We start from the raw sequence: 17,680 nt of genomic DNA, 5'->3' as shown, positions 1-17,680 counted from the left end.
TATCCCAGCGTTGCCTTTGGCTGATGCACAATCCGCAAGTAGTCAAAGGAGCCGCAGGCTTTGCTTGGCTATGTAATATCTAACGAATTGTAAAGATACTATCTTTGGCAACTTCGTATTAGTTAATATTCCGGACGTGTCTATTTTTATAGCCCAATCCCTTATAAAAAGATAATTTCATATGTTGAATATAAACTGCTCATACAAGCTGGAGTGTTTTAACAATTGTTAGTCCTGAGGGCGATTTGAAAATTAATTTGTTGAATTTTTGGATTTTGCCTATCTCATCTTTTTTTCAAGACTGGTATTGGTCCTTGTGAAAGATTTTCCATTTGAATGGCAACCATACCTTCATCAAAAGCTCGTTGAAACACATCTTGATTATTGAAAGTTCTGTAACCCAGTCCGTCATAAAACCCTTTAGCAAACTCAATCGCTGCACTGTCTTGAATTGAGTTATTCATGCCAATCACATAATTAATATATTGGCTAATTGCTACAGCAGGTTTTTCTGAATAACAAGCGTGAAGCAGCACACATTTAACATAATCAGCGTGTACCTTAAACAGAGATGCTAAACTAGATGGTGAAACTGGCTTATTGTTTCCCCCATCATCCTCTAACAGCAAGCTACCATCTTCTAAGCCATGCCCACAAAAATGAACAATAGATGGTCGTTGTTCCGCTATAGCTCTGCGAATATCTTGAGGACGCACAGCGGTTCTAATTCTAATTTCAAATAAATCTCGATTGGTAGCTCGTCGTATAGCTTCTTCAATTTCCCGAATTTCTTTATCTAAACGCAGACCATGAGGGATTGCTACTAAAATCAGGATTTGTTGCAGTGAAGGTAAATCTCGTCTTTTCAAGACTGGTATTGATCCTTGTGAAAGATTTTCCAGTTCAATGGCAACCATACCTTCATCAAAGGCTCTTTGATATGCATCTTGATTATTTGGAGTTGCGTAGCCCAATCCATCATAAAAACCTTGAGCAAAGGCGATCGCAGCCTTATCCCCAATCGGCAGATTCATCCCAATTGCATAATTAATATATTCACTAATTGCAATAGCTGGTTTGGCAGAATGACAGGCGTTAAGCAGTACGCATTCCACATAATCTGTGTGCAACTGAAACAGTGATGCTAGTCCGGATGCTGGGACGGGGTTGTTTTCTCCCCCCTCGTCTTCTAACAGCAAGCTGCCATCTTCCAACCCGTGCCCGCAAAAGTGGACGATTTGGGGTTTTTCTTCTGCAATAGCGCGGCGGATATCAGTCGGGCGGACAGCAGTCCTAAGTGTAATCCTGAATAAATCCCGCTTTGCAGCACGTCGGATAGCGTCTTCAATTGAGCGAATTTCCTTATCTAAACGTAGACGATGAGGGATTGCTGTCAAAATCAGGATTGTTGCTACACGGTAATTTGGCAAGAGTTCTTGGGCAATAGTCCGCAGTTGTTGGTTTCTAGGATTTGAATTACACGCAGCGCGAACTAAATCTTCAACCCATCCCTCAGAATCGGCTCTTTCTATTAATTCAAAGACAATATCTTGTAAACTGCCTTTGCCAGCAATTGCTCTTAAATTTTTATCTAATTCAAATGCCAACATCTGTTCCAGGGATGCTAGAGTCGGAAAAGCATCTATCAAAGCATATTGTAGTTGTTGTAGTTGTTGAGAGGAAACTTTAAGTGTTTCTGGAGCGTGATTTAGCAATAGTTCTTGGGCAATAGTCCGCAGTTGTTGGTTTCTAGGATTTGAATTACACGCAGCGCGAACTAAATCTTCAACCCATCCCTCAGAATCGGCTCTTTCTATTAATTCAAAGACAATATCTTGTAAACTGCCTTTGCCAGCAATTTCTCTTAAATTTTTATCTAATTCAAATGCCAACATCTGTTCCAGGGATGCTGTATCAGGAAAAGCATCTATCAAAGCGGATTGCAATTGCTTGCGCTGTTGACCAGATAAATCTATGAACGAAGAAGGTAAAGGCTCCTGTTGAATATCTGTGTTAGGAGAAGAAGTTTTTTCTGAAGACGTGAGTTTGGATTGAAAATTTCTTAACTCGGTGTTGGAGTTGTCCCACTCTTGCTCCATTTCTTCTGCAAACTGAATATAGTCGCCTCCCAAGCGCTTTAAAACTTTTGCTCTCAATAACGCGAAAGGTTTAATCTCTATATTTTCATTGTTTTCCTGATTTTTATTGTTTTCCTGGTTTTCATTGTTTGCCTGGTATGGTTTTCTCAATAAAGCGTTAAATTCTTTGAGGGTTTTGTTGATTTTCTTAGCGAAATACTCTGAAATCGCATCAATAATTTCTAAGGAGTCGGTAACGGGAGCAGCTTCAAGGAAATTATCCCGAATATCTTCGTTGATAAAATCAAATTCGATCTCATCAGGGTTTGTTTCTGGTATAGATTCAATTTCTTGTTTCTGTTTGAGTATCCCACCCAAAAAAACTTCTGCAACGTGGACTTGCTGAGATTCTTTAAGCATTTGTGCTTGAATTATGCGGACGATTGGTAAGGTAATTACAGGTGCAGCAGATAACAAACTGGCTAGTCTTCGTGCTATTGGGGAAGCTGTTCGACGGAAGTTGGAGATTATTTCTGCTGTTTCTGATGTTGGAGATATTTCTTCGGGTGGTGTAAAAGTTATAAAATTGGAGGGAAAAACAAATCCCGTGACATTAGCGTCACTTTTTCCCGCAATCATTTTGCTCCAATTTCTTGCTGTGTCTTCTTCCAGGGTGAATATGGGAATTTTGGTTCCCGTCGCAAAGTCAATATCATCCCAGAGCAATATTTTTTTAATTAATAAACCTTGGTTGGCTATTCTAGGGGTTAAGCTGGAAAATTGTACTTTTGCTCCTAAACTGAGTCCCGTTCTCTGCCACAGCCATTGAGGTAACATCTGTAGAATAGCAACGATATTTTTTTGCGCCCAAATTTTTAGCATATCAAAAGCCTTACCATTGTGCCAAATATCGGTAACGCAATCGCTTGCTAGCAAAAATAAACGCTTACCGCTAGGGTCAACGAGGGAACGGGGTTTATAGTGATGATGTTTACGAGATGTTTTACCTGTCCCCCGTCGCAGATAAATATCTCCTTCTTTATTAGTTAGTAGTCCCCAAATTTGCACATCCCGAAACGCACCTAGTATTTTTAGGAGTTTTTGTAATTCTTGGATAGTTTTTTGCCAAAAAATCATGGTGTTGCTTTCGTCAACCACCAACACCAAATCAAATGCTGGTTCTTGAGCGGGTTGAAAAACGGGAATGCGAATGCCTTCTGTGGCGATACGGTTAGCGGTAGCTTCTTCGTCTAAAATTACTTCTGTCTCTGAGTCAATTTTTTGCATTAAGGGACGTAAGGCTCTTGCTAATTTTAGAGGTTGGGGCAACCCAGGTGCATCGGGGACTTTGATATTGAGGGTATTACTGGAGGTAGAACTAAAAGCAGAGTGACTGGATTTAGTAAAAACTTCTGCTTTTGCTGTTGGTTGAGGAGGAGTAACGGGAGTGGGTTGGGTGTCTGGAGTGGTATTTTCTCCGGTTAGTTTTGGATCATCTTTTTTTGGTTTGTCTACTTTGACAGCAGGATTAGAGGTTTCTTCTACCGTTGTTTGACTTTGCTGTGCTAACCATAAAATCTCAGCAATTTCTGTACCCGTCAGTTCTAATTCCTGCTGTAGGGTAGCAATCAGTTTTTTAAACTTTGACGATGCTTCATCCCTCATCCTTTACACCCATTCCCAAAATCTCTCTCACAATATTACATTCAAGACAGTCGCTACAGTTCGTCGCTAATGGACAAACTCTTGAACAATAAATTTTTCAGCCCATCTTTATCCAAAGTTTCAGGACTGATATGATTTGTGAGTAAATATATAGTGTTCAACAACTGGTCGGTTGCGCGATCGCCTTCTTTTAGAAAATCATCAATTAGTTCGGATATTTTGGTTTCAGCTTGATTAAATGCTTTTTCCCCAAAATGAGCTTTGACGATACTTTTGAGAGCATCAGGTTGAGGGTCTGGCATTTTTACTCGCAAACAGCGTCGTAAAAAAGCAGGTGGAAATTCCCGTTCGCCATTACTGGTCATTATAACAATAGGAAACTCAGCACAGCGCACTCGTCCTTGATGAATTGTCGCTTTAACTCCTATGTCTGAGGTATAAACTTTTTCAGTATTAGTTTCTTTTGAGGTTGATTGCGCTTGTTTAGTTTCTTCAGTATTAGTCTGTTTGACTCTCCGAACTAATTCTGGAATATTAAAAGCACCTTCTTCAAAAATATCCAATAAGTCGTTAGGTAAATTAATATCACTTTTGTCAATTTCATCAATCAATAAAACTCTCGGAAAGGGAGAAGGTAAAAAAGCAGTCCCTAAAGCGCCTAAAGTAATATAATCACCGATGGATTGATCTTCCTTTTTTTCTGCATCTTGTAACCGACCAATGGCATCATAACGATAGAGCCCATCTTGTAAAGTTGAACGCGTAGTAATTGACCAAGTGAGAACTGGGCCTAATTTTAACTCATGGGCGATCGCATAAGCTAAAGAAGTTTTTCCTGTACCGGGATTCCCTGTCACTAAAAGGGGTCTGCGTAAATACAATGCAGCATTTACAGCGATAAGGACTTCTTGACCTGCTTCGGTAATTTTTTCTTGACCATCCTGGGTTTTCTCGACATGAATGCGGAATTTTTCACCTCTTTCTCGATTTCGCTGGTTTTCTTCTAATTGTGCTAATTCTTGAATCTGCTTCCAGCGTTGGTCAATTTCTTTTTTTTCAGCCTTATTAATTTCGTGAAACTTACGCCAAGGAGGAGGACTAGGAAAATTTCTATCTTTTTTACCTTTTTTTTGTGTAACTAGATTATCATGATGCTTACCATCACCGTAAAATAATCGCCAGTCTTGAGCTTTTTGTTTCATAATTGTACCATTTTGTATAGCAATTCAAAATGATTTTAAAGTGTTAATATTCGGTATACGATTTGGATGATCGCACAAAAAGCCTAGAGGATAAAATTTTTCATCATTATCATTATAATAAGCGTTCCTACGTAGTTCATGTAATTTTTCAATTAAATTACGGAAATCATTCTTGAAATACTCTAATTTAAAGTAATCATCGATGTCACAGAAATTCCTATTTTCGGGAATTGAACATCTTCTCCAAAAAGCTATAACTGTTGCTCCACGTATAACAGCTTTAAAAAAGGCTTCATCTGGTATATCATTGTAATTTAGCTTGACACTAATTTTTTTATCTTTGAAATTATCAGATATTTTACGAAAATTACCATCGACAACTTTTTGATTAATTATTTCAATTTCTTTATTAAGAAGATCTTCATCGGAATATTCGTTGAAATCACGCTTAAAACGGTCAAAGTTATTCTCGAGTGGCTTACGAAATGTATCCTTTAGGCGTTCTCTTAGGCGCACTACTATATTAAGTTCTGTGACAATTGGACTTTTCCCTAAAGTCTCATCATAAATAAACCACTCTTTGTCTAAGTTCTTTGTTAAATAGTGAAGTGGTAAAAATAATTCTATTGTTATGTTCTTTAACTTATCGGCTTCAAGTTGACTGAATAATTCATCGTGATATTGTTTTACTTTATTTGGGATTTCGTTAAACGAATTGCATATAATACCAGTTTGTTCGTTATGACCTGGTAAATTAAAAGGTTCTTGACAAAGTTTATTTAAGCTTTCACCTTCAATAAGATATTCAGCACGCAAGTTAAATTTATCACCTTCAGCATCAACTATTATCAATAAATAAGTATAAAATACTCGCCAACTACACTCATCTTTAGGCTGAATAGATATTGAGATATTTAATGGTGATGAGACTTTTTCAACCCAAGATTTTATTTTTTGATATTCTTGACTATTTTCTGTAAATTTACCAGCGAGATTTTTGGCAAACACTAAAATACTTGGAGCTTTATTGTTGCCTACCTCTGGAAAATCTTTCCGTAAGATATCTACAATATTATTTATGATTCCAGGATTGTTGAGTTCGCTGTTATCTCTTGTTGAATTCTTAGGTAGAGTTTCTCTGTAAGAACTTTGAACTAAGTTAAAATCTTTTATTCCTCTGATAATTTCTAAAAGCTGATTTAAGTCATCTCTTTTGATAGGATATGAATAATCAAGGTAAAATTTCATGAATGATTTATTGTTGAAAAAGCTGGATAGTGACTTTAATTCTTCTATAAATTTATCTACTTGATTGTCACTATTTATATATTTGATTACCTTTAAAACTGCGTCTTCATAACTTATTCTTTTTTTCAACAAAGGTACGAATTTTTGTGAATTATCTTTCGCTATAATAGCTCTTATTCCTTCATTAAAAGCCATTAAAAATATATCTTTATTATTATTTTTAAATCCTAACCCATCATAAAAACCCTTAGCAAACTCAATAGCCACTTCGTCTATTATCTTATTGTTCATGCCAATGACATAATCAATGTGATGACTAATTGCTACAGTCGCTGCTGCTGAATCACAAGCATTAAGCAATACACATTTAATAATATCTTCACGTCCCTCAAAAATTGATTTTAAAACCTCTGGTGAAATTAATGATTCATTTGAATCATTTTCTAACTTTAAGCTGCCATCTTCAGCATGACCGCAAAAATGAACAATTTGTGGATTTTCATCTGCAATTTGTCGACGGATATCATCAATAGAATATACAGGCTTTAGAATAGCGTTCTTAAATAATGAGCGATTTGAAGCTCTGTTTATCGCTAATTCTATTTCAGAAAATTCTTTGTTTAATTTTAAGTTAGTTGCAGATGTTTGAAAAACTAATATTTTTATTTTTCTGTTTCGCTTTTTGTTATCTTTCGGTATAGTTTGGTTTAAATTCTCTGCTGAGAAACTAACTGTGAATTCAAGCTTTGCATTAAATTTCTTACTTAACAAATTTTCTAAATCAGCTTTCTTTTCGTATGGATATACATTCAATATAGCGTCGCGTAATGTCTCGCATTGATCATCTGTTAATGGCATATTGATAATTTAATGGCAATTTAACTCGTATAAATTATATATAAGTAAAGTAAGGTAGATGAGTATGTTGAACCTTTTGAAGAATTATAGCCCTCTTATTTTATCAGGAAAGGCAGAGGGCAGGAGGCATCTATGCTGAAGGGAATTCTGACTCCTGCACTCTGCCCGTGACCTCCGGGAACAAGGGTTTAAGACCCCCACTGAACTCTTGTTCAGTGGCTCCAAGACAGGAGGGGTTTGAATCCCCTTCTGTCTTGTTCCTTCTGCCCTCTGCCCTCAGCATAGATGCCTTCTTCAACATAGAAAAAGAAAAATAAGAGCCAAATTTTCAACTGTAGATAGAGCGAACATTTGAGCATTTATTTTCTAACAGAATAGCTGAAATCAGGATTTTTGGTAAAAGTCTTACGCTGTAAGCGTTCTATATTATTCTCTCCTGAAAGTGATAAAAGAGGGATAAGGTGGGCAATGCCAGGCCTTTCAAGGCGTTCATTTGTACTACATTTTTCATCGATCTATTAATCCTTGCGCTATCATCCTTACGGGATTTTCTTTAACCAATGCTTCAAATAAGAGGGCAATATTTTGACTGTCTTTGATGTTGCGATCGCTGAGGATAACATAGATAGCTTAAAGCCATAATTTTATGCCCTATACAGGGAGCGGCTTTCAGCCTTTGGATAAGTAGTTCATTTGTTCGCGTTGAAAGGGCTGGGCTGGCAATGCCCACCCTACGAATTTTATGAATTATTACACAGTGCTTGTACTAACGCATCTAAACCAGCTTGAGTGGTGAAATATGTGAGATGGTCGCAAGCGACATCTGGCGATATAATTCTTGGCTGAGGGGTTCGCTTTAGGCTAATACTTTTAATGCTTTCCAACGTCACTGCGATATCGTTTGGTTGTTGCAGAAACACCGTATCTATGACACTATCTACAGCAGAGCCAAATAATTTCTGCATCAGTCGCTTTATCTGACTGGAGTTTTTTCCAGGTTCAATTTCTAATGCTGACGGACGAATTGAGCGATCGCCAGCGATTATCGTATATTGAACGTTGGGGTCAGTATTTTGGGTGATGCTTTGAATAAAATCGCCGTCCGGTTTCATCTGATTCAAAGCTTTCTCCTGACTTTCCAAAAACGCCAGCAATGCAGCAATAATATTTACAGGCCAAGCAACCCTAGAAAGTCCATTTAACCCTATACCAAGAGCAGTAAAAGCCCAATCTTGAATTTGAGGCCAAGGAGAACCAGCGTTAGGTGTACCCAACATTACTAAATGTTGAACAATTTGCTTTCCATTTTCTTTCTCAATAAAAGTACGAGAGACTAAACCACCCATTGAATGAGCAACGATGTCTAATTTTTTCCCCTCCTTTGCAGTTAAACCAACTTCCTCTAATTTTTGCTTAAGGAGCTTGGCGTTTTCTTGAATTGTCGTCTTGATATTTTCGTAATCAAAAGCCAGAACTAAGTCATACTTATCTTGTAGAGTTTTCTGTTGTCCATTGTCTGTAGTTTTTGCCAAGACGCTAGGAAGTAAACTTTCTGTATCGCCAATAATGCCATGAATATAAAGCAAAATTTTCTTGGCTGAAGCAACTTGTGTTTGAATTTCCTTGATATTGGCATTATAATTTACCCGTCCATTTTCGGAGACACTTGCAATTCTTAAAAGTGGATAGGGAAAATTCCAACCTAATTGCTTACCCGCGCTTTCGTAAAAAACTTTTTGGAAAAGGATCTTAATTGACCCTTGCAAACTGCGACTATCAACTGTTGGTTCTGGTAAACGTTCGATAGTAATTTCTGTCTTACCATTTCTCGTCTTAGCTTTACCCAAAGGTAAGAAAAATTCTCCATCATAAGCTACAGGTAAGATATACTCGCCTGGTAATAATTGGTCGCCAATCAATAATTTTATCGGATTTTCTGGCGTTACACTTTCGTGATTATGCACATCAACAATTTCTAGAATGCTAAATGAATCAGGGCTGCGAGTCTTGTTAAATTCGTAGGCTTCAACCAGCTTCCTCCCACCGTTTCGTTGAAGAACAGTTGGGTCTTGTAAGAAAATAGGTGGGATTAAATTACTGTTCACATCCCGACTACTTGGAGGTAAGGGGTTCAAGCTAAATTTTCCCTTAAAGCTTGGATGTCCTTGGAGTTCGACACCAGCCATTAAAGTGGTTGACTCAGTCTCTTTTATTTCTATTCCACCAGGTGGTTTGATTAGAGTAATTTTAACCTCCTGGGTCATCCAGTTATCGATATACTCGTCTTCTTCTAACTCAGTTTCACGAGTATAAACTTTATCCATTAAGCGGTTGAGAGCACCAGATAAACCTGAAGAACGCTTAACTGGAGGTGGAGAATCTAAAGCAGGTTGTAGGAGTAGATTTGCGTTAAATTCTCTCGTACTAACAATTAACTTGAAAATCGTATCGTACTCAGTAATCTCGCTATCTAAATATTTTTTGTTAATTCCTATTTTTAATTTTTTACCATTAATAGGTTCAGGATTAATGGTTTTTTTAGAGAAAACTATACTCCCCTTTTCTTCAAAAAATGGAGGAATTTCTATGGCAAAGCTTCCTGCTAATTCTATTACTTGGAAATACAAGTCCTGGTCGCTTTTATTTGTAACTTTGATTTCTACCCGTGGTTTCTCCCATTTATTATCTTTCCAAGTATATTCTCCACGCAAAGCAGAAGGTTCTGTTTTTGAGGAATATTGATTCTCTCCGGAAGTGATAATAACTTCCATCTCGACATCATATGCGATTTGACTGGTTGGTGGAGTTTTCAATTCCAGAATATTCTTCCAACGTGCAATGTGCTCTAAACGTTTGATAATTTTGGTGGCGCATTGTTGAGTGTAACCTTGATTATCAGGTACATCTGGAACAGGTGCAACTAATGGTTGTTTATCAGTAACTTGTTTAATCCAAAATTGACCCTTAATAGCTTCTAAATAATAATCTGCATCCGCAAGTGATTTGGTTTCTCGAATAAATAAGGAAGGTTTCCCAGCATTAACTGATGAAAGTGCTATACGAGCTAATTCGACACCTCCATCATCTCCTTGAAAATATACCTTTAACTTAGGTAATGGTATTTCTGTTACAATTGCCCAATAAGGTTTATCTTGAGATAATTGACTGCTATCACCGCTAATTTCAGCGATACTAACTTCTGTAAATACTTGAGTAAGCTTTGCTTGGCAAATAGCATTTTCAATTTCCTGTAACTGCTCTGGTGTACTTCCTTGAGGGAAAATAGCTATTCTAGTCTCCCCTTCAGATGTTGGACGAATACCATGTAAAATACCACCGTTAATTACCCAATTGCGATGAGTATTACTGTCATAACTCAAAGTAAAATAATTTATAGTTTCCCCTGCTGCACCTCCCAAGAAAGATTGTATTAAATCATCAGATGTTGCTTCTATTTGTGGTGACTGGTCTTTAACTTTACCAGTTATCAAAGCATTAATATCTTGAACTAAATTTGCATACGATAAATTACTATTAGTACGCTGTAAAGCTTCAGTTAAAAAGTAAGAAAAAGCACCACGACGTTGACTATTTGAGCCTATATGTTCTTTCGCAGTTTGAAAGTCGCGACAAGCAGCAATTGCTACGTGTTTGGGTGGTTCATACCTATTACTCAAGCGGTTATTTAGCCATTCTTCGGGAAAAAGAAAGTCTTTTAAATCTCTTACTTTTCCATCAGGATTTGTTTGACGTTCCACAACTTCTGGGTCTCTTGTCGCAGTACCGGAGTGACAAGAATCCAAAATAATTAGGATGTGAGGGTCTTTTTTTGCTACTTGCTCAATTAAATAGCTTAATTCCTTATCTGCTAAGTCTCGACCTTCTGATGTCCGGCTGTCATAGCAAACTAAAGTTTCAATTTTACCATCTCGTTCTTGTTTGCGAAAAAACTCTGGTGCTGTTTCATAGGAACCATGACCCGCATAATAAAACAATACAACATCTTCGCTGTCAGCTTGGCACAGATGTTGCAAAAAACCGTCGATAACCGCTTGACGTGTTGCTAAATCATTAGTTAACTTCCAAGGAACAACAGAATTTTCAACTAATTCCCATTTTTTATCAGTAGCTATTCGTTTACGTAAGTATGTTTCTATTGCTTCAATGTCATTGACGCAACCCTTTAGCGAATTCACTCTTGATTGAGGATGGTAATTATCAATACCAACAAGTAAGGCGTAAATTTTGTGAGTCATTCGTTTTCTCCTAGCTAAATGGGCAACAAAATCGGCGAGCAGTTAGTGCAAGCAAAAAAATATACCATTGTCAAGTATTAACTGTTGCTTCAGAGGGTGTCTGCCTCAGCAGCTGACCTGTGCCAGAGGGATTGGTTGACAAAAGCAGGATTTGTCGGATTGGGCTAAGACTTCCCTATAAGCATATAGAGGTAAGCAGAACTAACTTATGCACTTTACGCTAAAGTCGTGGATTGATAAGTAGGTCAACCTAATTAAACGTAAGACCTCTCTCCAAACCTCTCCCCTACAAGGGGAGAGGCTTTGACTCTCCCCCTTCCCTTATAGGGAAGGGGGCTGGGGGGTTAGGTTTATTTTATGTTTTTTAAGGTTGACCTACTTACCATTGGATAACTTATGTACGGGCTGATTACCGTGATTCAGTTACCAACGAATCGCACTTCCACAAATACTTGTGTCTCTACTTTTACTTGATATTGAACGTTTAGCTCCTGTAGAGCAACGAATTATTTGGGTTATTTCCCACTTTTGGTGATCCTAGTTGGGGGAAGGCAGAGGGCAGAGGACAGAAGGCAGAAGGAAGAAAACTCCATAAATTCTTGCGCCGCAGGGGTTACAGAACATCTGCATCATAATCTTGTCTGAAAGTTGGCTCTGAGTCGTTGTCACAAGTTGCACGACGACAGGCACTTAGGTTTCAAACCCTTCTGCCTTAAAGTACGTAACCATCCATCATCACGAAAATCTGACAAGAGCCTTAATTTGTCGCTGCGGTCAAATAATTCGTCGCTCTACAAACGCTCAATGGTGTTTTTACCCGAATGAAAGGCAAGGTTGCTGGGTTGAGACGGTGATGTTATTGGTGAAATAGCAATTGCTATTATCCTGTTTAGGAGACTATGCTTAAGCACCACGAATATCCTGCTGTTTATCAATTTCTGCTTGCTCCGCAACTTCTCCAGTACCATCAGCAGGGCTTGACACTTCCAGTCCGCCTCTATCTTGCACTATCGGAGAACGGGAACCATCATCACCATCTTGAATAGTTTCAGTTTCTTCTGCAGGAGAGCCTGGGTTTTCAGTAGACTGTTTGGATTTTAGATTCTCTTCGTTCATAGTTGCAAAAGGATAAAATTTAACTGATAAATTTACTTAGCTAATTTTTCTATTTTAGAATTTCATCTCTCATTTTGCTACTCTTTTAAGAGAGTGCTTTTACGCAAAAGAGTTTCCATTTCAGAAATTATTGCATTTCTACTGCCCCCAGCGCTTTCAACGTTGCCCTTTGAGCAGTAGTTAGACCAATCACCCCGGTGATGTTCATGCTCTCATAAGGTCTATCAGCCCTTAGTGTTTTCAAACATTCACCTGTCTGTACGCTCCAAAGCTTGATTGTCTCGTCTTTGCTAGCACTAGCTAAAGTTTGACCGTCTGGGCTGAAAGTCACTGACCATATGACTTTGTAGTGTCCCTCCAATATCTTGAGATTTGCACCAGTACTGACATCCCAGAGTCTTACTGTCTGGTCTTCGCTACCACTGGCTAGGGTCTTACCTTGAGGACTAAATGCAACTGACCTGACTCGGTGAGTATGTCCTTGAAAAGTTTGTAAGCATTGCCCTGTGCAGACATCCCACAATTTGATTGTCTTATCTCCACTGCCACTGGCAAGTAGGTTCCCACATGGACTGAAAACAACCGATAGAACCCAATCCTGATGTGCTGGCAAAGTTTGTAGACAAATGCCTGTAAAAGCATCCCACAGCTTAATAGTTTTATCATCACTACCACTTGCTAGAATCCTCTCTTGGGGACTGAAAGCTACTGACTTGACCCGATGCGTATGTCCGTGCAATGTATGCAAACATTCGCCTGTGTGCCAATCCCACAACTTCACGGTTTGGTCGCGACTGCCACTCGCTAGAATTTGTCCATCTGGACTGAAACTAATAGATTGTACCCAATCATCATGACCCCACAAAGTTCTTATGCATTCACCTGTACGGGTATCCCAAAGCTTGATAGTTTGGTCGTCACTGCTACTTGCCAAAATGGAACTATTTAGGCTGTCTACAGATCCATCTGTTGAAGTTCCAATCGATTGTTGCGGGGCAAAGGTGACTGATGAGACAATATTGGTATGACCCTGCAATATTTTCAGACATTCTCCTGTAGATAAATTCCACAATCTCACTTGATTGTCTTCATGACCACTTGCCAAAACATGACCATCTGAACTGTTCGCATCGCGTTGCGGAGCAAAGGCAACAAAAGAAACCCAATTGCTATAAGCTTCTAGGGTTCTTAAACATTTTCCTGCTTCAAAATCCCAAAACTTGACAGTTTGGTCATCACTTATACTCACTAAGGTTTGTCCATCCGGGCTAAAGGCAACTAACCAAACTCGGTGGGTATGCTCTTGCATCGAAAGCAGGCAATCTCCTGTGGAAATATTCCAAAGCTTAACGGTTTTGTCTTCACTTGCTGTTGCCAGAAGCTGACCATCTGGACTGTTCGTGCAGCGTTGCGTTCGCGCAGCGTCTCCGATAGGAGAAGCAAAAGCAACTGCCCATACGAAACTGCTGTAGTTGGGTAGTATTCTGACACATTCTCCCGTTTGGAGATTCCATAACTTCACTGTATTACCATCGCTTCCTGTTGCTAATGTCTGACCATCTGGACTGAGGGCAACTGAGAGCATCCAATTAATATGGATTTCTAATGTCCGCAGACACTTACCGTCACGAATATTCCATACTCTCACAGTTTGGTCTTCGCCACTACTGACAAGGGTTTGCCCATCACAACTAAATGAAACCCACATGACCCGAGCCGTGTGCCCTTGCAATGTTTTCCAGCACTGTCCTGTGTGGATATCCCACAACTTCACAGTATGATCATTACTGCCAGTTGCTAAATGTTTTCCATCAAGGCTGAAAGCAACCGATTGCACCCAACTCGTATGACCGCGCAGTGTTTTCAGACACTGTCCTGTGTGGACGTTCCACAGCCTCACGGTTTGGTCATTGCTACCACTGGCTAAAATGTGCCCATCTGGGCTAAAGGCAACAGAGACGACCCAAGCGGTATGCCCTTTGTAGGAAATGAGTTGTCGGCTATCTGCCACTTGCCACAAGCAAATTTCACTATCAATTCCTGTTGCTAACAGCTTTCCGTCCGGACTAAAGGCAGCTGATAGAATCCCACCTAAGGTTTGAGTAAAAACAGATTTGGTTAAATCCGAGTTGGCGAAGTTGACTCGATGCAAGTTCATACCTTGTAAATAAGCTTGCCAAACGGTTAAGTGAGAAAAATCATAGCCACCGAGATCTACCTGGAGTTGCCAAAGAAGATTGAGAAGATTTCCACCTGCATATCCTGGTTTGCGTGGTGTCTGTAAACGCAATGTTGATAGCAGGTTTACAAGACTGTTTGAGACATTTTCTTGACTACCAAACTCGTTCAGCAATTTATTAGCAAGGGGTTTGAGAATGAGGCGAATTTGAGCATTTCTGAGGTAATCTTTTGCAGTCGCTTTTATCAAAGCATGGCTATCAAAAAGTGCAATTTCTCCAGTGACAAGCTCTTGATACACCTGCTCAATCAATCGCTCGATGACATACTCCATGACCACCGATTGTTGAGTGAACTTTGCTGTTGTGTTCTCAATCAGCGATCGCAACTGCAAAGACTGCAAAGCTTCTAACAAAATTTTTGGCAGGATAGGCGGTAAAATATCTTCTCGTAATAAAGATAGGTCTACCCACTCCTGATTAATCGCCAGCCAATACATAATCTTCTGCTCTAAAGTAGATAGGCGATTAAACTGCTGGTCGAGTAAATCGGAAATATCACCAAAGATAACAGAGCCTTGTTCTAAAAACTGAGAAACATCACCCCCAAATAATTCCTGAATAGTTGTCGCCACAATCTTTAGCGCTAGAGGATTACCAGCATAGTGCTCTACCAGCGCTCGACTTTCATCTTCTGATACAGAAAAACCTTTTTCTGCCAGAATGGACTGACTTTCTTTGAGCGTTAAGCCACTCAGTCTCATAGAACGAATGGGAGAATTTATACCTTCTTTGGCACTAAGTCCTTTAGGTTTTTCTCGAGAAGTCAAGACTAAGCAACTCTGATGGCGGGTTTCTCCTACACATCTCAACAATTGCCCATATCCTTCATATCCTGCTTGGTAGGCTCGATTTGTCTCATCACTACATAAAATTGACTCAGCATTATCTAAAATGAGCAAGCAGCGTCTTGCACGCATATACTCAAGCAATCGAGCAACTTTACCATCTATGGTTTCTGGCAAATTCGTTTCCTGTTCCTCGCACAAAAAGCAAATTAGGTCTGCCAAAAGCTCCTGAACTGGTGGAGCATTGCGCAGACTTCGCCAAACCAGATACTCAAATTCGTCTTGAATGACTTCTGCTAGCTTTACAGACAAAGCCGTTTTACCAATTCCACCCATTCCAATTAAAGTAATCAGTCGGCAATGGTCACTCACAATCCATTGTTTCAAGGTGCCGATTTCTTCACTACGTCCGTAGAAAACTGAGACATCAATCGCCTCTCCCCAATCTTGGCGTCTGCTGGTGACTTTTCCTTCAAGGTTTTTACCAATATGGAAACGAGAGCTTTTATCACTCAACTGTCGCCAAGTCGGCGGTTCTATTGCAGGATTAATGCAAATGACAGGTAACCAAGAAGCACCGGGAAAGTCATCTTCTAACCCCTGTAACTTTCTGCGTGCTTGTTGCACCGCCAAGTATAGAGGCAGTTGTTCAAGTGCGAAAGCTTGCAAGAAGTACTTAAAAAATTCCTGTGCCACAAGATTTGGCACTGGCTCCCGCATGACAATCACTGTGGGAATATTTAATTTCTGGAGAGCATTTGCCAATCCTAATCCATCACAGGAGTTAAAAATCGCTAACTGCAAACCTTTATCAATAGCAGCTTTGAGAGCTTCTTCTAACTGTTCAACTGTTAAGCTGTTGTTTGTTGTGTCCTCGTTAATACAAATTCGACCTGTTTCACCTTCGCTATGACTATGACCAGCAAAAAAGAAAATATCCCAGCCAGCTGAATCCCAAAACTCTGTATTAATTTTTTGACGCGTTGGGTTGACAAGAAAAACAGGTTCTGCATCTGGTAAGCTATTAAGAAACTTGATTTCTGCCTCCGAATCAATCCCTTGAGTATTGCCTAAAATAGCCAAGATTTTGATTTTTTGTCTTGTCAGTTTTGGCTGCGAGTCTTCGGTGCGTCTATACTCTGGTGCAGAAAGAGCGATTTCTGTTCGTCGATAATCATTGAAAAAATCGCAACGGTACCAAGGTATTCGCCGCATCATTTCATTATTAGTTTCAAGAATCACCCGTATTTCTTCTGTTGGGTTTAGTAAGGAGCGCAGTTGTCGGCTAATGTTGATTATCCCCTCAGATTTGAGCCAAGTATTCATACTTTCTTGTAACCTTTGGCACAAATCATTAAAATCAGCAATAGAGATGTTGGTTATACCACTTTCATCAATTTCTAGTTCATCATCTTCTCCTGCTAATAGGGAACGTAGATACACGCTCCTACACAAACTCCCATAAGCTAACTGCCATTTTTTATACAATTCAATCAAATCTGGTGCAGGAGGTAACGAGCCTGTCAATTGCTGTGGAAGGGGATGACTATATATCCACAATTGGATAGTAATTTTTGGAAATCCATTGTACAAATCACCGTGTCCCAGATTGATGACAACTGACTTGCTCATTTGAAGATTTAAATATTATTTTCAGTATAGAGAGATGACAGTGCTTTTCACACTAGTTAAGATCTTAACATCTTTATTTTTTTATAGCATAATTATAGCGACAGCCGCGTCCAAGGTAGGATTCGCGATGATAGCCGCTGGAATAGCAATGAACAATTTAATAATTAGAAAAATCCGCTGAAACTGAAATAGTCTTCCTACCAACAACTCACGCATGAACCTATCCCACTAATAAGATTCTTTGAATCCAGATATGGATAGTAGCAAGGTCAATGAATGCATCAAAATAGGACTTACGCATTGTCAAAAAAATGATTATGTGAATTGAGTCAAATCTTCGGTTTGAACTCTTTTTTAGACGCATTATTTCGGCTCAATGAGGATTTTCATTTTCAATATACATATGAAATGTGAGAATTTGGTGAGCATTTCGTAAATTGTTTAAAACAAAAATGTCATTAAGGTTGCAGTTTAGTTAATGCACATTACCTTCTGTTTGTACAGTGCGTAAGTCCTACAAAATATACTTTCTGTCGCTTCCAGCGAACAACCAAACGATGATATTTTGAACACAGCGCAAAACAACGCTCTTGCTGAAAT

Annotated in this window: 6 protein-coding genes; all 6 read right to left on the bottom strand. The window is 39.0% G+C overall.

Features of this window, described 5'->3' with window-relative positions:
• Positions 1-284: 284 nt before the first annotated feature.
• Positions 285-3,743: an SAV_2336 N-terminal domain-related protein gene (locus ACM0OZ_RS23835; RefSeq protein WP_414585294.1), complete on the bottom strand. Its 3,459-nt coding sequence runs from the start codon at positions 3,741-3,743 to the stop codon at positions 285-287.
• 53 nt (positions 3,744-3,796) lie between these two features.
• Positions 3,797-4,945: an AAA family ATPase gene (locus ACM0OZ_RS23830; RefSeq protein WP_414585293.1), complete on the bottom strand. Its 1,149-nt coding sequence runs from the start codon at positions 4,943-4,945 to the stop codon at positions 3,797-3,799.
• A gap of 24 nt (positions 4,946-4,969) precedes the next feature.
• Positions 4,970-7,051, bottom strand: a complete 2,082-nt coding sequence (locus ACM0OZ_RS23825) for a hypothetical protein (protein ID WP_414585292.1) — start codon at positions 7,049-7,051, stop codon at positions 4,970-4,972.
• A 740-nt stretch (positions 7,052-7,791) separates the two neighbouring features.
• Entirely contained in the window at positions 7,792-11,307 is a 3,516-nt protein-coding gene (locus ACM0OZ_RS23820) for a caspase family protein (RefSeq protein WP_414585291.1), read from the bottom strand.
• A 903-nt stretch (positions 11,308-12,210) separates the two neighbouring features.
• Positions 12,211-12,423 carry a hypothetical protein gene (locus ACM0OZ_RS23815; RefSeq protein WP_414585290.1) on the bottom strand — a complete coding sequence of 71 codons (213 nt, stop codon included), beginning with the start codon at positions 12,421-12,423 and terminating at the stop codon, positions 12,211-12,213.
• A 127-nt stretch (positions 12,424-12,550) separates the two neighbouring features.
• Positions 12,551-17,080, bottom strand: a complete 4,530-nt coding sequence (locus ACM0OZ_RS23810; protein ID WP_414585289.1) for an NB-ARC domain-containing protein — start codon at positions 17,078-17,080, stop codon at positions 12,551-12,553.
• Between the last annotated feature and the right edge of the window lie 600 nt (positions 17,081-17,680).

This window comes from Scytonema sp. PCC 10023, from assembly GCF_963920835.1.
In the GTDB taxonomy this organism is placed as follows: domain Bacteria; phylum Cyanobacteriota; class Cyanobacteriia; order Cyanobacteriales; family Nostocaceae; genus Kalymmatonema.
This window is presented reverse-complemented; position numbering and strand designations above follow the sequence as displayed.

Bases quoted from the DNA above. Each gene is read 5' to 3' on its own strand.
- ACM0OZ_RS23820 (WP_414585291.1), bottom strand. From the start codon at position 11,307: ATGACTCACAAAATTTACGCCTTACTTGTTGGTATTGATAATTACCAT.
- ACM0OZ_RS23810 (WP_414585289.1), bottom strand. From the start codon at position 17,080: ATGAGCAAGTCAGTTGTCATCAATCTGGGACACGGTGATTTGTACAAT.
- ACM0OZ_RS23815 (WP_414585290.1), bottom strand. From the start codon at position 12,423: ATGAACGAAGAGAATCTAAAATCCAAACAGTCTACTGAAAACCCAGGC.
- ACM0OZ_RS23825 (WP_414585292.1), bottom strand. From the start codon at position 7,051: ATGCCATTAACAGATGATCAATGCGAGACATTACGCGACGCTATATTG.
- ACM0OZ_RS23835 (WP_414585294.1), bottom strand. From the start codon at position 3,743: ATGAGGGATGAAGCATCGTCAAAGTTTAAAAAACTGATTGCTACCCTA.
- ACM0OZ_RS23830 (WP_414585293.1), bottom strand. From the start codon at position 4,945: ATGAAACAAAAAGCTCAAGACTGGCGATTATTTTACGGTGATGGTAAG.